This is a genomic window from Chromohalobacter nigrandesensis (assembly GCF_023061285.1).
Classification (GTDB): Bacteria; Pseudomonadota; Gammaproteobacteria; order Pseudomonadales; family Halomonadaceae; genus Chromohalobacter; species Chromohalobacter nigrandesensis.
This window is the reverse complement of sequence record NZ_JAKGAM010000006.1, coordinates 1-20241: the sequence shown is the minus strand read 5'-3', so window position 1 is coordinate 20241 and position 20241 is coordinate 1. Positions and strand designations below refer to the sequence as shown.

General features: G+C 62.1%; 18 protein-coding genes. 9 read left to right on the top strand and 9 right to left on the bottom strand.

Annotation, left to right across the window (positions count from 1 at the left end):
• The first annotated feature begins 37 nt into the window (after positions 1-37).
• Positions 38-826 carry a C-type lysozyme, inhibitor gene (locus L1073_RS09240; protein ID WP_246898683.1) on the top strand — a complete coding sequence of 263 codons (789 nt, stop codon included), beginning with the start codon at positions 38-40 and terminating at the stop codon, positions 824-826.
• A gap of 130 nt (positions 827-956) precedes the next feature.
• A complete protein-coding gene (locus L1073_RS09235; RefSeq protein ID WP_246898681.1) occupies positions 957-1571 on the top strand; it encodes an FMN-dependent NADH-azoreductase in 615 nt (204 codons plus the stop codon).
• Positions 1572-1668: 97 nt separating this feature from the next.
• Here the strand turns inward: L1073_RS09235 and L1073_RS09230 are convergent, their stop codons facing one another.
• Positions 1669-2742: a metal-dependent hydrolase gene (locus L1073_RS09230; RefSeq protein ID WP_246898679.1), complete on the bottom strand. Its 1074-nt coding sequence runs from the start codon at positions 2740-2742 to the stop codon at positions 1669-1671.
• 43 nt (positions 2743-2785) lie between these two features.
• On the bottom strand, positions 2786-3325 hold the full coding sequence (locus tag L1073_RS09225; protein WP_246898677.1) for a DNA-3-methyladenine glycosylase I: 540 nt from the start codon (positions 3323-3325) through the stop codon (positions 2786-2788).
• 114 nt (positions 3326-3439) lie between these two features.
• On the opposite strand from L1073_RS09225, the gene L1073_RS09220 reads away from it, so the two are divergent.
• Entirely contained in the window at positions 3440-3880 is a 441-nt protein-coding gene (locus L1073_RS09220; RefSeq protein ID WP_246898676.1) for a VOC family protein, read from the top strand.
• A gap of 91 nt (positions 3881-3971) precedes the next feature.
• Positions 3972-4661, top strand: a complete 690-nt coding sequence (locus L1073_RS09215; RefSeq protein WP_246898674.1) for a uracil-DNA glycosylase family protein — start codon at positions 3972-3974, stop codon at positions 4659-4661.
• Positions 4662-4690: 29 nt separating this feature from the next.
• Here L1073_RS09215 and L1073_RS09210 read toward each other — a convergent pair whose 3' ends face one another.
• Complete coding sequence (locus L1073_RS09210; protein ID WP_246898673.1) at positions 4691-5095, bottom strand: DoxX family protein; 405 nt, start codon at positions 5093-5095, stop codon at positions 4691-4693.
• 334 nt (positions 5096-5429) lie between these two features.
• Between L1073_RS09210 and L1073_RS09205 the strand changes: the two genes are divergently transcribed.
• On the top strand, positions 5430-6527 hold the full coding sequence (locus tag L1073_RS09205) for a GGDEF domain-containing protein (protein ID WP_246898672.1): 1098 nt from the start codon (positions 5430-5432) through the stop codon (positions 6525-6527).
• A gap of 241 nt (positions 6528-6768) precedes the next feature.
• A complete protein-coding gene (locus L1073_RS09200) occupies positions 6769-7950 on the top strand; it encodes a GGDEF domain-containing protein (RefSeq protein WP_246898670.1) in 1182 nt (393 codons plus the stop codon).
• On the opposite strand, the gene L1073_RS09195 is transcribed toward L1073_RS09200, so the two are convergent.
• From L1073_RS09195 to L1073_RS09180, 4 genes are all read right to left on the bottom strand, one after another.
• Positions 7933-8643 carry a phosphatase PAP2 family protein gene (locus L1073_RS09195; RefSeq protein WP_246898668.1) on the bottom strand — a complete coding sequence of 237 codons (711 nt, stop codon included), beginning with the start codon at positions 8641-8643 and terminating at the stop codon, positions 7933-7935. The genes L1073_RS09200 and L1073_RS09195 overlap by 18 nt on opposite strands.
• Before the next feature lie 46 nt (positions 8644-8689).
• Positions 8690-9739 (bottom strand): tRNA dihydrouridine synthase, encoded by a 1050-nt coding sequence (locus L1073_RS09190; protein ID WP_246898667.1) that lies wholly within the window; start codon positions 9737-9739, stop codon positions 8690-8692.
• 109 nt (positions 9740-9848) lie between these two features.
• Entirely contained in the window at positions 9849-10469 is a 621-nt protein-coding gene (locus L1073_RS09185) for an IMPACT family protein (RefSeq protein ID WP_246898665.1), read from the bottom strand.
• The gene (locus L1073_RS09180; protein ID WP_246898663.1) at positions 10469-10942 is read right to left on the bottom strand and encodes a LexA family protein; all 474 of its coding nucleotides are present in this window, start codon (positions 10940-10942) and stop codon (positions 10469-10471) included. The genes L1073_RS09185 and L1073_RS09180 overlap by 1 nt, the downstream gene beginning before the upstream one ends.
• Before the next feature lie 181 nt (positions 10943-11123).
• Between L1073_RS09180 and smc the strand changes: the two genes are divergently transcribed.
• Entirely contained in the window at positions 11124-14618 is a 3495-nt protein-coding gene (gene smc, locus L1073_RS09175) for a chromosome segregation protein SMC (protein WP_246898662.1), read from the top strand.
• 138 nt (positions 14619-14756) lie between these two features.
• The gene (gene zipA / locus L1073_RS09170) at positions 14757-16139 is read left to right on the top strand and encodes a cell division protein ZipA (protein ID WP_425531573.1); all 1383 of its coding nucleotides are present in this window, start codon (positions 14757-14759) and stop codon (positions 16137-16139) included.
• Between the two features lie 152 nt (positions 16140-16291).
• Here the strand turns inward: zipA and L1073_RS09165 are convergent, their stop codons facing one another.
• Both L1073_RS09165 and dcuS read right to left on the bottom strand, forming a co-directional pair.
• Positions 16292-17032 carry a response regulator gene (locus tag L1073_RS09165; protein WP_246898658.1) on the bottom strand — a complete coding sequence of 247 codons (741 nt, stop codon included), beginning with the start codon at positions 17030-17032 and terminating at the stop codon, positions 16292-16294.
• A gap of 21 nt (positions 17033-17053) precedes the next feature.
• Positions 17054-18679 carry a DcuS/MalK family sensor histidine kinase gene (dcuS, locus tag L1073_RS09160; RefSeq protein WP_246898657.1) on the bottom strand — a complete coding sequence of 542 codons (1626 nt, stop codon included), beginning with the start codon at positions 18677-18679 and terminating at the stop codon, positions 17054-17056.
• 207 nt (positions 18680-18886) lie between these two features.
• Here dcuS and L1073_RS09155 point away from each other — a divergent pair, with 207 nt between their 5' ends.
• Positions 18887-20200, top strand: a complete 1314-nt coding sequence (locus L1073_RS09155) for a 2-hydroxycarboxylate transporter family protein (protein WP_246898655.1) — start codon at positions 18887-18889, stop codon at positions 20198-20200.
• Positions 20201-20241: the final 41 nt, after the last annotated feature.

The window sequence follows — 20241 nt, the reverse complement described above, 5'->3', positions numbered from 1 at the left end:
ACGATATCGCATATCTTGGCCAGCAAGGAGAAGCTGAATGTTACCCAGAATGTCTCGGCGTGCGCGGCACGTCTTGTCGGGTATGGTATGCGTTGCCGTATTGGGTGGCTGCGCCAGTTCCGACGGCCCGCCGCAGGTGCGCGACGCCTCCGGGAGTGGTTTTACGCCCCCGCCGCAACTCGATTCGCCGGACGAGAACGACGACGCCCCCAAGTCGCCGCTACTGCCGAGCGCCTTCTTTGCCGATGGGGCGGAGGCATTCGTCTCCTGGCGGTGTACGCCAGCGCAGGATCTCATCTCGGTTGCGCCCGGAAATAGCCTGCGGCTGTGGTCGGCACAGGGGTACTACGCGCTCGAGCGTAGCGTGGTCGCCGACGGCAAGCGCTACCGCAAGGGCACCCTGACGTTCGCCCAGCAGGGCGACGAGGCGCATGTCGAAAGCGACAACGGCCAGCTCGCCTGTCAGCAAGATGCCCGTCGCGAGTCGATCACGCGTGACGACGCCCCGGACGTCATCTTCAAGGGGCAGGGCAACGAGCCAGGATGGACGCTCGAACTCGACCGCGAGGCGCCGCAGCTCACGCTGATGACGCAATACGGCGAGGAAAAGCGCACGCTGGATTATCGGGTTACGCAGCTCGACAACGGCCACCAGGCCGCCATGACGCTAGAGTCTGGCGACGCCGATGCGCCCGTGACCGTCGAGCTCAAGGCGCGGGCCTGTTTCGACAGCATGAGCGGCAAACCGTATCCCGTTCAGGTGCGTGTCGAGGAGGCGGGACGCACCTGGGTCGGCTGCGGCCAGGGCATCGAGCGAACGCGCTGAGACGTATATGGGGAAACGTGCATTCTATCGAATGGTTCATGGGGTTTTTTGCGTTTTTCTTTTCAAAAAGGGCAACGAATAATAACGCGACTCGCATCACATGCCCTGAATTCAATGAGAGGAATTTCGCATGGCCGTTCGCAATATTCTATTGGTGACCGCTTCCATTCTTGGCGAGCATGGTCAGTCACGCGCGCTGGCGACGCATTTCAAGGCGCAGCTCGGCGCGCGGGATGATGTCCGGATCACCGAGCGTGATGTCGTGGCGCTCGATCTGCCGCATCTCGATGGCGCCGAAATGGCCAGTTGGATGACCGCTCCCGCCGAGCGCGACGCGGTCCAGCAGGAGCTGGCGGCGCGCTCCGATGTATTGATCGAGGAAGTACTCGCGCACGATCTGATCGTACTGGCGGTGCCGCTCTACAACCTGGGCATTCCGAGTCAGCTCAAGGCGTGGTTCGACCGCGTTCTGCGGGCCGGCAAGACGTTCAAGTATACGGAGAACGGCCCGGTGGGCCTGATCGAGGGAAAACGCGCGCTGGTGCTGGCGGCACGCGGCGGGCAGTACGCGGGCACCGATATGGATACTCAGACCGGCCACGTCAGCAGTCTGCTGGGTTTGATCGGCATTCGCGACATCGACTGGATCTACGCGGAAGGCCTCAATATGGGCGAAGCGGTACGTGAACAGGCCATGGGCGAGGCGCGTCAGGCGGTGGCGAATTACGCGGCGGAACGTCTCTGAGGTAAAGTGGTGCCTGGCAGATAAAGCAGTCAGGAAGAAAGTAAGATCAGGAAGAAAGTAAGAAAAGGGCGGCTCATGGCGAGCCGCCCTCTGCATTTCAGGGCGAGACGCGTGGCGTGAGGCACCGCGCCTGAGGATCGCCGAGTGGCGGGCAGACGTTGGCTTGCGGTGCGATCAGGCGTTGGAAGAGTGAGACGAAGGCGGTTTTGTCGGGACGCGCGCCCGCGACACGTTCGCTGTCGATGGCATGCCAGCCATCTGCGCTGCGCTCGGCAAGCGTGAAGTTGAACATGTGGTAGCCGGGCGTGCCCAGGCGTAGATCGGTGGCGATCAACTGAGTGATGCCCTGGCGTTCTTCGGTGCGATAGCGCAGGAACGGCCCGGCGAACCACGCCAGACGCTGCCCGGCCGTCGTCGCCAGTGCGGCGTCCTGCCATTCGTTGCCACGCGGCAGACGAGTCAGCGCCAGTGGTGTGCGACCATCGAAGAGGCTTACGACGCCTTCGTAGTAGGCGTCGTCCTGGACCACCGTGACGCGCCACAGCAGGGCGTTGAAGGGCGTGGGCTGAACCAGTCGTGGGGCATCCTCGAGGCCTTGGCTGGCCAGGCTCGGGCCGATGCGCGCGTTTACCGTGTTCTGGGCGGCGACGGTAAAGGCCAGGTAGAAGCAGGCAAGCGTCAGCCCCCAGCCCAGCAGACGCGGCGAATAGCCCTTGATCAGCGCGGCGATGACGCCCACCAGCAACGGCAGCGTGAACAGCGGGTCGATGATGAAGATGGTGTGCCAACTTACCGGCGGCGTGGTCATCGGCCACCAGAGTTGAGTGCCGTAGGTGGTCAAGGCATCCAGCAGCGGGTGCGTCAGCAGGCAACCGCCGAACAGTAAGCCCCAGCGCCAGGTGCCGATGGGCGGCGAGACTTGGCGCCAACGCTCGCCTGCGCGGGTCAGCCCGGTCAGCAGGACGGCGAGGGCGCCGAGTACCCACAGGGAATGACTGAACCCCCGGTGATAGGTGTAATCGGCCACGGCGTCGCCGTAGTCGATGACCACGTCGAGATCGGGCAATGTGCCGAGTAAGGCGCCGGCGATGACGGCCTTGCGGCCTAGACGGCGGCCCAGCACGGTGCCGCCGATAGCGGCGCCGAGGCAGGCCTGCGTCAGTGAATCCATGCGCTGTGATCTCCCCTTGCGGCGGTGTGTCCCTGGTGAACGTTCATTCGATGTTTAGCCACGGCGGCCGTTGTGCGCGTATCTGATGCTGAATCGGGCAGTCTTCGCGATGGGCGCCCGGCAGGTAGCCGGTACTCATCAAGAACTCGTTGACGATTTCCGGGCCGGTGAAGCGGAAGGTGCGCTTGAATAGCTTTACCCATTCCGGTAACGCGAGTGGATGATGCGCATCGAGCCAGGTGGCGAAACTGCCGTGAGAATACTGCAGGTCGAGCACCACGTTGGCATTGTGAATCGCCGCGTCGACCTTACGCCGATTGCGGATGATACCTGCATCCGCGAGCAGACGCGCCCTTTGCGTGTCGTCGTAGGCGGCAACGCGTGCCACCGAGAAATCGTCGAAGGCCGCCGAGAATGCTTCGCGCTTCTTGAGAACGGTCAGCCAGGAAAGACCGGCCTGGTTGATCTCGAGGATCAAGCGTTCGAAGAGCCGGTCGTCGTCGCGCACGGGAAACCCGTATTCGTGATCGTGGTAGGGACCATGAAAAGGATGGCCGGGGGCATGGTCGCAATACGTGCTCATGGGGAGTGCCTCGCGGAGTGTTGACGAATTGCCCCGGCGGTGATGAATTCGCCGTGGCCGGTGGGCTGGTTTACCATAGACGTTTAGCCTGCATAACATCATGAGGAGATTACCATGCAGTACCTTCACACCATGGTCCGTGTCGCCGATCTCGACGCTTCGCTGCATTTCTATTGTGACCTGCTGGGCCTCAAGGAAGTGCGCCGCAAGGAGAACGAAAAGGGCCGCTTCACGCTGGTGTTCCTCGCCGCGCCGGAGGACGAAGAACGTTCGCGTGAGCAAAAGGCCCCGGAAGTCGAGCTCACCTACAACTGGGATCCGGAGACCTATACCGGCGGTCGCAACTTCGGCCACCTAGCGTATCGGGTCGATGATATCTACGCCCTGTGCCAGCACCTGATGGACAACGGCGTGACCATCAATCGTCCGCCGCGCGACGGCCACATGGCCTTCGTTCGCTCGCCGGATGGCATCTCTGTGGAATTGTTGCAAAAGGGCGATGAACTGCCCGCTCAGGAACCGTGGGCCTCGATGGAAAACACCGGTAGCTGGTAAGCCACCGCGTATCGCGCCCCGTTCCTACGATGGGCGGGACGCGGCTATTGCCGCAGGCTGAACGATTCTAGAACTGGAAAGGATACCAAGCATGTCACAAGACGTGACCCTCCCGCCGGCGCTGCGCGATGCGTTTCGCCGTGAAGCCGACGCGCTCGACGGCATCGACCGCGATGTCTACCGCGCCAATCGGCGCGACCCGCTGGAGCCGATCATCGGCCTGGGTCCGCGCGACGCGCCGGTGGGCTTTTTCGGGCGTGACCCAGGTCGTCAGGAGGTCGTGCATGGCGCGCCATTTGTGGGCAGCGGCGGCCAGAAGGTACGTGCCGGCCTGTATAAACATCTGCACGGGGAAGAACTGCCCGATTTCGAGGCCTCGCTCGCCGTGGGGCGGCGTTATTTCTGGGCCAACACCGTGCCCTACAAGCCAATCGGCAACAAGGCGTGGTCGATGGCGGTCAAGAAGCGCTTTCAGCCCTTGATGGCGGAGCTTCTAATCGCGCACTGGCAAGGCCGCACTCTGATCACTCTGGGGCGCGAGGCGTTCTTGTGGTTTGCCATCGGTCAGCCGCGCGAGATCAAGCATGAATTGGAGGCCTTCTGGGCGCGTGAGGACCGCTTCGAGGCGCTGCATACCACTGTGCTGTCACTCCCCGACGGGCGTAGTGCCGAGTTCCAACTGGCGCCACTGCCGCATCCTTCGCCCCTCAACCAAACCTGGTACAAGCGTTTTCCGGCATTGCTCGATGCGCGCCTCGCTGCTTTGGAAAGCGTCCACTGAGGGTGTGAGGAGTGGTATGAGGCGCCAAATCAGTCGGGGTGCATCGCCAGGCGCCCGCTGCCCATGAGCATGATCGCCAGGGCGCCGCACAGAAACATGCCCTGCAACTCCAGCGTCCAGCCGCCCTGCGCATTGAGCGTCAGCAACTCGTCGCGATGGACGAGGATGAACGCCACCAGCATGTTGCCGGCCATCAACAGGCCGCCGATGCGCGCCTGCCAACCCAAGATGGCCATCAACGGGGCAACGATCTCGCCGATGAGCACGCCATAGGCGAGGAAGATCGGTAGCCCCATGGCGTCGAGCATGTTGCCGATGCCGGTGATGCTGGCGGGCGACAAGAGCTTGTCGATGCCGTGCAGCAGAATCAGCCCGCCCACGGCCAGGCGCAGAATCAGTTTTCCCAAGTCGTCATGATGCAGCAGTCGTTGCATGGAAGTAGGCACCCTTCATCGTGTGAAACCGGCATCTAGCCGGGCAAGACGTGTGGACTTTCGCATGTTCGCGCGTTGCTCACCAGCAAGACGGTTTTTAACATTTTTTTACGTTTGACTAGCGCTTTGGTTTGTATTAGCTAAGCTTTCTCAGAAATACTGCTGGAAGTGGACCTCTGTGCAGACGTTGGCATCGAGACTGGCGGATTAAAGCCGCCGTTTGGCGGAGACAAATAACGATCCTTGCCCTGAAATCCCTGCAAAGGGTGGCCGGAGGCGAGGACGCTACGTTGCGACACTCGCAACGGTACGCAGGTAGAAAGGGATAGCCAAGATGACTTCAAGAGCCTTGCAGCGGCTCTGGGAATGGTCGTGCCATGCGCCGGGGGCGTTGCCGCTGGAGCAGCGACGCAGCTACGAGGTGGTAGCGCAGACTTTCGTGCTCGCAAGCCTGGGGCATTTGCTGTTTGCATGCGTGCTGATCGGCTTGCAGATTCCGCTGCTGATTGTTTTGAACCTCGCCTGCGTGGCGACCAATACCGCAGCGTTGATGTTCCACCGACGCTTGCAACTGAACCGGGCGATGAGCGTCAAGCTGACCGCGACCCTCCTTTTGATCACGCTGAGTGTGTGGCTGATCGGCCCCGATGCCGGTTTCGAATATTATTTTTTCCTGCTGCTATGCGAGATGCTGATCAGCGACATGACGGCGCGCTATAAGATCGCGACGAGTGCTGTGATCGGTAGCGTGGCGCTGGCCACGCTGCTGATGGCTCCGGATTTCACCCCCTGGATGCTTGAAGCCGAGGCGTTTCGCGAGGACATCCGCTTGACCAATCTGGTCATGGTCTTCTTGATTCTAGGGGGTATCTTGTGGCGGCTGCATGCCATCACCGAGCGCTGCGAGCATCGTTTTCGACGTGACGCCACTTACGATGACCTCACCAAGTTGCTCAACCGGCGCGCCATCTTTCATGAAGCCGAGATGCTGTGGCAGCAGGGGCGTGAGTTCACCTTGCTGCTGCTGGATGCCGATCATTTCAAGCAGGTCAACGATACCCACGGCCATACCGCAGGCGACGATGTCTTGCGCCACCTGGCGTATATAGTGCGTGGCGCCTTGCGCGAAGACGACCGTCTCGGGCGCGTGGGCGGCGAGGAATTCCTGATCGTGTTTCCTGACAGCTCCCGGGATGAGGTGCTCGCGGTGGCATCGCGCATTCGCCGATGCCTGGCCGAGCAGCCGTGTCAGCTGGAAGCGTTGACGCTGCCGGTAACGTTCTCCATGGGTATGGCGGCCGCCAAGGAAGTCACGTCAATGCAAGCGCTCATCGACATGGCCGATCGTCGCTTGTATCGCGCCAAGTCTGCCGGGCGCGATCAGTTGGTCATGAGTGACCTGGAGTTCATTGGGCCGGCAGCGGTCTTATGAGATATCCGGAAACGCCGTGTGGAGATCGCTTCATCTAATACGGATGCCCTAGCGCAACGAAGCGGCAACATGGGATTTAGCTTGTTTGGCGTTTGACGAATTTCATGCTGCTAAACGGCTAAATTCATACACGAATCGTCCTTTTGATGCGCCGAATATGGCTAACCTTGCTAGGGAATCGATGCAGGGGAAGGCCCGTCGCATGACGTGGCCTAACGCAATAAAAAGGGATTCGTTCATCATGCCGCTACGTACCTATCGCCTATGGGGAGGCCGAGACGCATCGTTGCCTCCGTATTGTCCACTGCCGCCGGAATACCGGCGTTATTTCGATACCTTCGCCCATCTATACGCGATGGCGTTGGTGGCCTATGTGGGTTTGATGCTGCCGCTGTTCGTCTGGCTAGGGCAGCCCGGTCCGATATTGATCGTCCTGGCCAGCGTTTTGATGACGCTCGGTGCGCGCGGGTTGCATCATCGGGGCTACATGGCCTGGGGCGCGGCCTTGTTGCTGAGCATGATGCTGTTGTTGATTGGCGAGGCCATCCGTCTCTATGGCGCCGGCGTCGGTTTCGAGTTCTACGTGAGCCTGGCGCTATTGGTGTTGCATGTCAGTGCGATCCCACGCGGTTACAAGATCTTGCTGTCGCTGTTGCTGCTGGGCGTGATGGGCGCATTGTTGATGAGCATGCACCGGGGGGCGCCCCAGATCGTGTTGCCCCTGGCGACGGCGACTTGGCTGTTGTGGGTCAACCTAGTGCTGACGGGGGTGCTATTTGGCGGAGTACTGATGGGGCTGGAAGGCGTGACCGAGCGGCTCGAGCGTGCGTATCGCCGTGAAGCGCTGCACGACATGCTCACCGGCGCCCTCAATCGGCGCGCCATCGTCGCCATCGCCGAGCGCTGGCAGCGTGCCAAGCGGCCCTTCGCCGTGGTACTGCTGGATGTCGATCACTTCAAGCCGTTCAACGACCTGCACGGACATGCCACGGGCGATGCGGCGCTCTGCCATCTGGTGAACTGCCTGCGTCAGGGGTTGCGCGATGGTGACGTGCTGGGGCGTTACGGCGGCGAGGAATTCATGCTGTTGCTGCCGGGAGCGTCACGCAGTGACGCTATCACAGTCGCCGAGCGTGTCGCGGCCGTCGTGCGCGATCAGCCATTGGTGCTGCCCGACAAGTCGCTCGGCATGACCGTCAGTCAAGGCATCGCTACCCAGGACGAGGCGGCGACACTCAGTGCCGTGATCGCCTTGGCCGATCAGCGATTGTATGCCGCCAAAGACGCTGGGCGCGATTGCGTCATGGCCTGGGAAGCCTTCGAAGCATTGTCTCCCTTACCGAGCCTGTATGTCGTCGAAGGCGCCGAGGCGTGTCCGTTCGAACCGCCTCGGCGACGTGACGACTCAGTGATCAAGGCGTGAGGCGAGGTGCTCGATGCCTCGCTGAACCCAGGTGGCCATGCGGTTGGCCAATGAGGTACACAGCACCCAGGGCAGCAATAGCAGGGCGATGGCCAGTGCCCCCATGTAGACGTCGCTGAACCAGTGGCCGCCGCCGATGATGCGCGGGGCACTCAAGCCGATGGCCAGGGCGGCGCTGACGAGACCGACGCGGCGTCCCGCGAAATGCCACATGAAGGCGGTAAAGGTCATCAGCATCAGGCCGTGATCGCCGGGAAAGCTGTTGCCCGAGCTATCCTTGGTGGCGAAACTTACTTCCTGCGACAACAGATGAATCCCGCTGTGCGTCAGAGTTGGGCTGGGGTGGCCGTAGGTCACTAGTTTATTGACCAACAAACTCACTAATCCCGCAGTGACCAGCATGCTCACGCCGATGGCGCCCCAGCGTTTCAGGCGTTCGGGCCGTTTGTCCTGGCGCATGGCCCATGCGAAAACAGCGGCCAGGGCGAGGAAGCTGGCGATATCGAAATCACGATTGTTGAGCACGGCGATCAGCGTCGTCCACAGCGGATGGTCGGCGATCGACAGCGTTTGATTGAAGAACCAGAAGATGTCGTCGTCGAGGGTCGACCAGAGAGGGAAATGAGGTAGCCACCAACTGAGCAGCAAGGCCATCCCCAGCAGGTTGTAGCAAGCGATGCGGGTGATTTTCATAAGCGTGAAAACGAGATGGGTGAACCCGAATTCTAATGCTTCATCATCATTGTGAACAGCGTTTGATAACTTGAGATTCAGCCATCCCGATAGCAACCTCTTGGAGGGGAGAGGTGTCCTCCTGAATGTCTGGCTGTAGACCGTCAAGAAATGCCTGCAATTCGGTACGCCGACGCAGGGCGGTGAAGCGCTTGGCGGCCTCGTCGTCACGCCCACGCATCTGGTTGAGCCACTGCTTGAGCAGCGAGACCACGATCTTTTCCGGTAGATGCATGCGCATACGCTGAGCATAGGCCGTCAGTACCTCGGCACGCGCCGCCCAAGGCGTCTCCGGTAAGCGCTCGCCGGTGTGCTGCCAATGCTTGATGCGTCGTGCAAGCCAGGGATCGGCTAGCATGCCGCGACCCAGCATCACATCCGTGCAGTCCGATAGCGTACGCGCCTTCCAGTAATCTTCCAGTGTCCAGATATCGCCATTGGCGATCACCGGTATCCTCAGTCGGGCACGAATGCGTCCGATCCATTCCCAATGTGCGGGCGGTCGATACCCTTCGCGGCGGGTGCGGGCATGCACCACCAGGTGTGCCGCCCCTCCGGCTTCGGCGGCCTCAGCACAGGCCAGCGCCACTTGTTTGTCGTCAAATCCCAGGCGGATCTTGGCCGTCACGTCGATCCCTAGGGGCGTCAGCGCTTCATGCACGGCCCGCACGACGTTGTAGACGCGATCGGGGTCGCGCAGCAGCGAGGCGCCGCCGTCATGGCGATTGACGGTCTTGGCCGGGCAGCCGAAGTTGAGATCGACTTGGCGGGCGCCGAGTGCCTGGGCGTGCACCGCGTTGGCTGCCAGGGCATCGGGGTCGGAGCCGAGCAGTTGCAGGTGAACCGGTGTACCGTTCGAGGTCGCGCAAGGGGCCTGCTCGAGCTCGGGGCAGTGGCGCAGGAATACCCGTGCCGGCAGGCGTGCATCGACCACGCGGACGAATTCGGTCACCGTCCAGTCGAGCGCCCCGTCGGCGCTCAACAAATCCCGTGTGACCACGTCGATCACACCTTCCATCGGGGCTAAGCCGATACGCCCGCTGGCCACTTGCGTCATGTCTTCGCCATCACCCTTGGTATCATTGCAAGATCCCCTGAATCGGACGGGTATTATGTCATTACCCCCGGACGATCAGGAAAACGATAGTGGGTGCTGTGGCGTTGCCTCATGGCAAGGTGAGATGAGTGAGCCGTCCCTTGAGGCGCGAGGTCAGCTCACTCAAGTCGCTGCTGCGCTCGTCGGGCCAGGCGATATCGAGCGTCACGCCGTCTGCGTCGTAATCGGCGCTCTCGATGAGGGCATCCTGCGTGGCGAGCCACTCGCGGGCGATGGCCTCGCCGGCGAAATCGATGCGTATGCGCAGCGTTCGACGCTCGATAAAGGGGCGTCGTGGCAGGCTCTCGAGTGCCTGGACGACCGCCTGCGTATAGGCGCGCACCAGGCCGCCGGTGCCCAGTTTGGTGCCGCCGAAGTAACGAATTACTACGCAGCCGACCTGCCCCAGCCCTGAACCTTCCAGCGCCTGATACATGGGCCGCCCCGCGGTACCGCCGGGTTCACCGTCGTCGGAAAAGCCGATGGCATTTTGCTCGCCGGGCGCACCGGCGATATAGGCCGTACAGTGGTGGCTAGCGTTGGGGTGCGCCGCCCGCGCTTGCGCCAGCAACGCGTCGAAACTGGCGATATCGGGGATGAAGGCCGTCCAGGTAATGAAGCGGCTTTTTTCGATTTCGATCTCATGGTAGCGATGCTCGCCGGATGCGAGGTCGGGAATCGCGTAGCGCATCAGTGACTCGTGGTCGCGTGACGCATCACACCCATCACCAGCCCCAGCACTTGTACATCGTCGTTCTTGAGATAGATGGGCGCCATGTCATCGTTGGCGGGTTGCAGGCGCACGCCGGATTTCTCGATGTAAAGCCGCTTGAGGGTGACTTCCTGATTGTTGATCTGTACCACGGCGGTTTCGCCGTTCTCGGCGGACTCGAAGCGCTCGATAATGATGATGTCACCATCGAAGATGTTGCTATCGATCATCGAGTCACCGCGCACGCGCAAGGCGTAAGTGTTGCGTCGTACCATGCGCGATGGCACGTGGATGGCCTCGTTGTCGAGGCAGGCCTCCATGGGCAGACCGGCGGCGACCACGCCCAACAGAGGAATCTCGACGAAATCGGTGGCGTCGATTTCCTCCCAAGCGGCGTCCGATAGTGGCAGGTTCGGCAGGCGCTGCAGATAGTGCGGCGTAACGTGCGACATGACCCTCTCCCTCGGATGATCCTTCGGCATCATAGCAAGGCGGGGCGAAGCGGCAAATCCCGTTGGCAGCGTGGAGTTAGCAATGGGGCTTGGGCCGCGCCCGCGCCTCGGATAGACTGCGGGCTCTCATGCATGGCTCGAGCATCGGGCCGCGACTCATCCTCAGGAATTCCGGCAGCGCATGCGCCTCACGTCCATCAAACTGGTCGGCTTCAAGTCATTCGTCGATGCGGTCAATGTGCCGTTCGCCGGCAACATGACCGCCATCGTTGGCCCCAATGGCTGCGGCAAGTCGAATATCATCGACGCCGTGCGTTGGGTGATGGGCGAATCCTCCGCCAAGACGCTGCGCGGCGAGTCGATGACCGATGTCATCTTCAACGGCTCTACGGGGCGCTCACCGGTGGGCCAGGCCTCCATCGAGCTGGTCTTCGACAATAGCGATGGCACCATGGGCGGCGCTTATGCCCAGTACGCCGAAATCTCCGTCAAGCGCCAGGTCACCCGCGATAGCCAATCCAACTATTTCTTCAATGGCCAGAAGTGCCGGCGGCGCGATATTTCCGATCTATTCCTGGGTACGGGGTTGGGGCCGCGTTCCTACGCCATCATCGGCCAGGGCATGATCTCGCGGCTGGTCGAGGCGCGCCCCGAGGAACTGCGCTCGACACTGGAGGAAGCGGCGGGCGTTTCCAAGTACAAGGAGCGCCGCCGCGAAACCGAGAATCGCCTGCGCCGCACCCAGGAGAATCTCGACCGCCTCGACGACATTCGCGAGGAGCTCGACAAGCAGCTCGAGCGCTTGAAGCGTCAGGCCGATGCCGCGCGACGCTACCAGGCCCTGAAAGACGAGGAATATCGCCTCAAGGGTGAGCTGGCCCTGCTGCGCACGCGGGCCTTTCGGACCCAGCAGCACACCCAGGAGCAGCACGTCCGCGAGCTGGAAACTCAGGTCGAGCGCGAGATTCTCGGCCAGCGCCAATGCGAAAGCCGCCTGGAAGAATCGCGTCTGGCGCACGATGAGGTTGCCGCCGAGCTGGAGAGTCATCAGGCCCGCTTCTATGAGACCGGCGCCGCCATCGCGCGTATCGAGCAGTCCATCGAGCATGTCCGTTCGCGCGATCAGCAATTGGCGCAGGATATCGAGGAGGCGCGCCGCGAGCTGAGCGAACTCGAACAGTTGGGATCCCAGGACGACGAGCGTCGCGCGGCCTTGGACGAACGCCTGGAGAGCATCGCCCCCGAACTCGAAGAGGCCCAGGAAACGCTGGAGATGCTGCAGGAGTCGCTGGACGCCGCCGACGAAGAAGCCACCACAGCGCAACAAGAGTGGGAGCGTTTCAACGAAAGCGATCGTGACGTGGCACACGGGGCCGAGCGGGCCCAGGACGACGTGCGTCGTCTCGAAAACGCTATCGCCGAGCTCGACGACCAGATCGGCAAGCGCCGTCAGCAACGTCAGGAACTGCCCGATGTCGAGTCGTTGCGCGGCGAGCGCGGTGAATTGCGCGAGGAACTCGAGGGACTGGATCTCGATCAGGAAGCCCTGGAAAGCCAACGCGAGCACTTGCAGCAACAACGCGAGGACGCCCAGGCACGCCTCGACGACGCAGCCGCTCAGCGCGATACCCAGCGTTCGCAGTTGAGTCGCCTGCAGGGCGAACTGGCGTCGGTGGAGGCATTGCTCGATGCCGCCTTGACCGATGACGACGCTGCTCTGGAGTCGCACCTCGCGCGCCATGGCCTGGCCGAGGCGCCGCGTCTGGCCGAACGGCTGGAGGTTGCCGCGCCCTGGGAGACGGTTGTCGCCTGGGCGCTGGCGCCGTGGCTCAAGGCGCGTCTCGCCACGACCTCTGCCATGGCCGAGATCGTCGCCGATGCCCCGCCCGCCGAACTGGCATTGCTGGGGGGCGATGACGTGGCGCCGGTGGCCGGCACATTGAGGGAACAGGTCAACGGCGCCGGGGCGCTGGGTACCTGGCTCAACGGCATTCACTGCGCTGCCGATGAAGACGCCGCCTGGTCGATGCGCGGGCGCTTGGCCGCGGGCGAGAGTGTGATCACCTCTGGCGGGCTGTGGCTGGGCCCGGATTGGGTACGTCGGCGCGGCGAATCGGCGTCCGAGGATGGCGTGCTGGTTCAGCGCCGTCGACGCGAGACACTGCAGGCGGATATCGCGGCGCTCGAGGCATCTCTCGAGACGCTCGAGGAAACGTTGCAGAGCGCGCGTGAAGCGGTGGAGCACGCGGCGACGGAACTCGAATCGTTGCGTCTTCAGGAACGTGATCTCGGGCAGCGTCGGCAGCAGTTGGCCTCGCGCGAGGCGGGGCTGGCGAGCCGTCTGGAGCAGCTCGACGCGCGCTCTCGTGAGCTCGATGACGATGTAGCGCAGCTCGTCGAGCGGCATGCCCAGCGGCGTCAGGAACTCGAGGAAACGCGTGAGCGCTGGCAGGCGGCGATGAGCGACGTGGACGCCAACAGCCAGACCCGGGAGAGATTGGAAAATCAGCGTCGCGAAGCGCGGGAAAAAGCCCAATCGCTACGCCAGCAGGTAGCGCCTGCGCGTGAGCGCCAGCAGCATCTGGCGATGGAGCGTCAGCGTTTGGAGACGGAGCGCTCCGGTCTCGATCAGCAGCATGCGCGCTCGCGCGACCAGCGTGAGCGCCTGGCCGAAAAGCTCGCCATGCTCGAAGAGCAGCGCGCCACCCTGCGTGAACCGGAAGAGGAAACCCGCGAACGGCTCGACGAATTGCTTGACCGCCGCAGTCGCGAAGAGGAGACGCTCAACGCTTCGCGCGATCGCGCACATCAGCTGGCCGAGACGCTGCGCGACACCGAGGCCACGCGCCAGCAACACGAGCGCAACCTCGACGGTCTACGCGGAAAGCTCGAAGAAGCGCGCATGCAGGTGCAGGCGCTGACGTTGAAAGCCGATACGCAGGATGAACATCTCGAAGAGCTTGGGCACGATGTCGACGCGTTGCGCGAAGGGCTCGACCCCAACGCCACCGAATCGGCGTGGCAGACCCGGCTAGACGAGCTCGGTGATAAGATCCGCCGTCTCGGCGCCATCAACCTGGCGGCCATCGAGGAGTACGACCAGCAGGCCGAGCGTCGTGACTATCTCGAGGCCCAGCATGCCGAATTGAGCGAGGCCATCGAGACGCTGGAAAAGGCGATTCGGCGTATCGATCAGGAAACGCGGACGCGTTTCAAGCAGACTTTCGATCAGGTCAATGCCGGCTTTGGTGAACTTTTTCCCAAGGTCTTCGGCGGTGGGGCCGCATGGTTGACGCTAACCGGCGACGATTTGCTGGAGACGGGTGTGGCTATCATGGCGCGCCCGCCGGGCAAGAAAAACACCACCATTCATCTTCTCTCGGGGGGTGAAAAAGCACTCACGGCATTGTCGCTGGTATTTGCTATCTTTCAGCTCAACCCGGCGCCATTCTGTATGCTCGACGAAGTCGACGCACCGTTGGATGATGCCAACGTGGGACGTTACGCCAAGCTGGTGAAGGAAATGTCCGAGAGTGTCCAGTTCATTTACATCACACACAACAAGATTGCCATGGAAGCGGCCGAGCGATTGATGGGCGTGACCATGCAGGAAGCCGGGGTATCCCGGCTGGTATCGGTAGGAATCGACGAGGCGGCGACCCTGGCGGACGCATGAACGACTTGCAGAAAATTGCCAAAAGGGTTACCAACACTAATGTGCTAGCCTCGACAGGGATATTGAAGGGTGATTGCTCTGAGCTAAGGGTACTACTTGACATTCAAAAAAAGTGGCCCTTTTTTTGTTAATCGCGCTATGCTTCATCCACGAACGAATTTTAATCATGGCGCCAATAGCGAACAGGCAAGACGACCCATGGAACTAAGAGAGTGGCTAATCATCCTGGGACTGGTGCTGGTGACGACCATCGTGATCGACGGTGTGCGTCGGCTCCAGCGCCAGCGCCGCGTTCCGCGCCTCGACCAGGCAGCGCAAAGCCAGGTAGCCGAGGGCAGGGACGCCGAGGAAGAGGACCCGGAGAAAGCGGCCCGCGAGGCTGAGATCCGGCGGGAATTGCCCAATGGAGGTGCGCGTGTCGTACGCGATGCCACCTTCGATCGTAGCGAGGAGCGTGAACCGGTACGCCCGGAATCGCCCTTGCGCCAGGAGCGAATTCCCGAGGAAAAGCTCAAGCCCAGCGTGCTCAAGCGTGCCCGGGGCAGTGCTCATGAAGACAGGGCTCATGAGGACGATGCGTACCGAGATGACGATGCCTCTCAGGTCAAGCGTTCCGGTATGCGGGGCATGAAGGACGCTGTGCGCGCGGGTGCTCAGCGTATGAGCGCCTCGGCCCAGCGTTTCACGGCATCCCTTGGTCAAGATGACGAGCGCTTGGCCGATGACGAGCATCCGCATCACGAACCGACGCTGGAGTCGTCGTCCCGCGAGCCAGCGCCCGACACGACCCGCGCGGACGTGGCGCGTCCGGCAATGGACGAGACGTCGCCGCGTCGCCGCGAGGAAGCCCCCACGCGGCGGACAGTGTCCGACGAACCACCGGCGTTTCGTGCCTCGGACTCGGACGAAGAGACCGAGGTGACCCCGCAATCGACGCCTGACGAGGAGCCGCAGGCTCAGCCAGCGCGTGCCGAGGAACGCACGGCGCGTCGCGAGGTGGTCACCGATCACCCGGCGGTGGAGCGTGCCAAGCGCAATCCGGTGCGTGCCGATCGCGCACGCGAGGCCTTGTCCGACGCCGAGGAAGTCATCGTCATCAGCGTTCTGTCACGCGACGAGGCGGGCTTCCAGGGCCCCGATCTGCTTAACCTGATGCTGGCCTGTGGTCTGCGGTATTGCCATGAGATGGGTGTCTTCCACCGTTTCGAGACCGAATCGGATGACAGCGCGCTGCAGTTCACCATGGTCAATGTGATCAAGCCGGGCGTGTTCGATCTCGATGACATGGACGAGTTCGCAACGCCGGGGGTGACGTTCTTGATGCCGTTGCCCAGCGCGCAAGACAGTGCCGCAGCGTTCGAGGCAATGTTCGAAACCGCCATGGTGCTGGTACGTAACCTCAGCGGTGAGCTGAAGGACGAAAACCGCAGCGTGATGACCGCGCAGACGGTGGAATTCGCCCGACAGCGCGTGCAGGAATTCGAGCGCCGCCATCGCCTGCATCGCTATCAGGCGAATTGAGAGCACTGGTGTCGCGATTCTTGCCTGTTCTCGACGACGCCTGTTCGTGAAGACGGCTGTACTTGAAAACGGTTGTTCTTGAAAACGACTGCTCTTGAAAACCAGCGGGGTCCTTCGGGACCTCGTTTTTTATGCGTCGACGATGGCCGATGTCATGGCGTCGGGCGGTCGACGGTGAGGAGCCCTTGCAGGGCGGTCGTATCCAGGCAGCGGTAGGTGAACGAAGGGCGTCCCACCTGCCCGTAGTGAAAGGACTCGCTGAGATAGCCGTGCTCGGTGAGGTATTTCAAATACTTGCGCACCGAAACGCGGGACATGCCGGTGGCTGGAATCAGGCTTTCGGTGGTGAAGGTTTCCGCGTCGAGGCTCAGAATGGCTTGGGCGATTTGCGCCAATGAGGGCGTCGTCAGCCCCTTGGGCAGCCCATCGCTACGCGTCTGGCGTGGCCTGGCGGGCTGGAAGAGCCGGTCGAGGTCGCGTTGGTCGGCTTGTTCGGGTAGGCGCTCCAGAGTGGCGCGCACGCGTCGGCAGGCATCGACGGCGACCTTGAAGCGCTCGAACTCGAAGGGTTTGACCAGATAATCGCGCACGCCGAGGCGCCGTGCGGCGCGCACGGTCTCGGTCTCGCTGGCAGCGGTGATAAGGATGACGTCGATGTCGCGGCCCAGGCGCTGCAGATAGCGGACGATTTCCAATCCGTTGCGACCGCGCAGGTAGACGTCGAGCAGGATGACGTCGACGGCGTCGCGCTCCAGCACGTCCAGGGCGCTGGGAACATCGCCGCACTGCGCGACCAGCGCGACATCGTCGAGTCGGTTGAGATATTCGACGTTGAGGCGCATGACCATGGGGTCATCCTCGACGATGAGTACTTGCAGTGGCGTATCGCTCATGCCGGCGTTCTCATTGTTCGCTCAATTCTCGGTGGCGGACGAAACGGGATAGGGCAGGGCGACTTCGATCAGGGTGCCGCGCCCGGGTTCGGAATACAGTGCCAGGGTACCGTCATGCGCTTCGACATGCTCGCGCACCATCGCTAGCCCGAGGCCGCGCTGGCGTCCCTTGGAGGAGGTGCCAGTGGTAAAGATGTGCGCCTGCATGGCCGCGGGGATGCCGGGGCCGGTGTCCTGCACATGCAGCGACAACATTGCGGCGTCGACGCCCATGGTGAGCGTGACATGGCGCTCGTGCTGCGTGTCGACGGCGTCGAAGGCGTTCTCCAGCAGGTTGCCCAGCACGATGACCAGCGTATGAATCATGGCAGGGTCGCGTGGTGTGGGAATGGCGTCCTCGACGTCCAGCGTCAAGGTGATGTCGCGTTCGCGGGCCTCGCTCTGCTTGCCCAGCAGAAAGCCTGCCAGTACCGGCTCGCCGATACCTTCGACCAGTGCCGCTCTCGGCGCGACATGGTAATCCGCCACATCGCGCAGGTAGCGGTGCAGTGCAGGGTATTCCTCGAGCTGCACCAGGCCGAGCATGACATGCAGCTTGTTCTTGAATTCATGTGTCGCCGCGCGCAGGGCTTCGGCGTAACGCCGTACGCCGGTCAATTCCTCGGCGAGCAGGCGAACTTCGCTCTTGTCGCGGAAGGTTGCCACCGCGCCGATCACCCGGCCCTGGTGGCGGATCGGCATGCGGTTGGCGAGCAGTGCCTGGCCATTGATGAAGACCTCCTGGTCGAGCGAGGCCTCGCCGCTTTGCAGCACGTCTGGCAGCCCGCTCTGCGGCAGGTAGTCGGTGATAGACGTGCCCAGCGTCGGCGCTTCCAGACCCGCTTGATGCAGCAACGTGCGCGCGGCGGCGTTGGTCAAGGTAATATGCCCGGCGACATCCACCGCGAGAATACCCTCGTGCACCGAGCCGAGAATCGCTTGGCGTTCTTCCACCAGGTGCGTGATCTGGTGAGGCTCCAGGCCCATCAGCACACGCTTGATGTAACGCGCCAGCCAACTGGCGCCGAAGGTACCCAGAACCATTAGAAGCGCGATGCCCAGCACCACACGCAGGCGGTTGTCGGCCAGGCGAGCGCCGAGTGTATCCAGTGTCACCCCTACCGAGACAGCGCCGATCACCTCGCCGTCAGCATCGCGTACCGGTGCGAAACCGCGAATGCTGACACCCAAGGTGCCCTTGGCCCGTGAGGCGTAATGCTCGCCCCGCAGTGCTGCGCCTTCATCGCCGCCCTGGAAATGCTCGCCGATACGCGTCGGGTCGGGGTGTGTCAGGCGAATGGCATGGGAGTTCATCACAACGATGAAATCCACATCCAGGCGCTGGCGCAAGTTGTCTATCTCCCTTTGTACGTCGCTATCGGCGGCAAAATCGCGTTTTCCCCCTGCTTCTTTCAGTGCGTTGACGACACGCCGTCGCGAGGCCACGACCTGGGCGATATCGGTCACGCGGGCTGCCTGGGCATCTTCTTGGGTGTCGTGCAGGGCAGCATCGAACATCCACAACGCCACGCCCAGCGTGACGATCACCGTCGAGGCCACGAGAAGCGAGATCAGCACATTGAGACGAATAGTCGGCAAGCGAGGCATGCGTAGCGGACCCTATGGGGTGATTTTCGACCTTGGTGTAATACCCAAGCCTGACACGCTATGCCGGACACAAGGTCGTCGTTTTCAATAATTTCAAAACGCTTTAATAAGTTGGCAAAGCTTGGTTCACGGCATGTGCGGCTTATCCTCGGCGACGTTAACGTTCTCCGCCCGCGCGGGCGGATTCCAACACATGGGAGCACGCCAATGAATACCAGTGCCGCTACACAAAGCCTGGACGATACCCAGCACGCTTCGAGCGTGCTGGGTGCGCGCATCTTCGGCATGCCACTGCCGATCTTCTTCATCGCTTTCGCCGTCATGGTCGTGGCCATGTTCACCGACACGCTGCCAAGCGGCATGATCGGTGCCTTGCTGGTGATGATGATACTCGGTGAATTGCTGGGCTTCATCGGTGATCGCCTACCGATCGTCAAGACCTACCTCGGTGGTGGCGCAATCCTGGCCATCTTCGGTGCGGCTGCACTGGTTTATGTTGGCTGGTTGCCTGCCGGGATCAACGAGAATGTCACCGCCTTCATGAAAAGCGGCGGCTTCCTCAACTTCTACATCGCTGCCTTGATCACCGGCAGTATTCTGGGCATGGATTCCAAGGTGCTGGTCAAGGTGGGGTCGCGTTACGCGTTGCCCTTGCTCTGTGCGGTGTTTTTCGCGGGCCTGTTCGCGGTGATCGTCGGTGCCATAATGGGCTTCTCGCCTCAGGATGCCTTGGTGGTCATCACCCTGCCGATCCTTGGTGGGGGCATGGGCGCAGGCGCGGTGCCCATGAGCCAGATCTACGAGCAGCTTCTCGGCCAGCCGGCAAGCTACTACATTTCGATTCTGGTGCCGGCGCTGGCGCTGGGTAACGTCTTCGCGATCATCATCGCGGGCCTGCTCAACGGCTTGGCCAACCGCTTTCCCAAACTGACGGGTAACGGTCAGATGATGCCAGGCGTGGAAATCGAAGAGCGCAAGAGCACCTTCGATCTCTCCAAGCTGGGCATCGGTCTCGTCGCCGCACTGACATTCTTCACCGCCGGGCAGATTCTGGGTGGTTTCATCCCGCTGCATCCCTATGCGCTGATGATCATCTTGGTCGCTGTGCTCAAGATCGCCAATGTGGTGCCGGAAAGCATCAACGAGTCTGCCTCGCAGTGGTTCCAGTTCGTCGCCAAGAACTGGACTTTCGCACTGCTGTTCGGGATCGGCATTGCCTATACCGATCTCGGCCAGGTGATCGATGCGATCACGCCGACCTATGTGATGATCGTGCTCGCCGTCGTGGCCGGGGCCGCCTTCGGCGCCGGACTGGTCGGCAAGCTGGTGGGTTTCTATCCCGTTGAGTCCGCCATCACCGCAGGGTTGTGCATGGCCAACATGGGCGGTACTGGCGATGTTGCGGTGCTCTCCGCCGCCAAACGCATGCAACTGATGCCCTTCGCGCAGATCTCCTCGCGCTTGGGTGGCGCCTTGATCCTGCTGATCTCGAGCATCCTCGTGCCGATATTCTTTACCTGAGCATCTTTGCCGCGATTCAAAAGGGCGCCCCATGGGGCGCC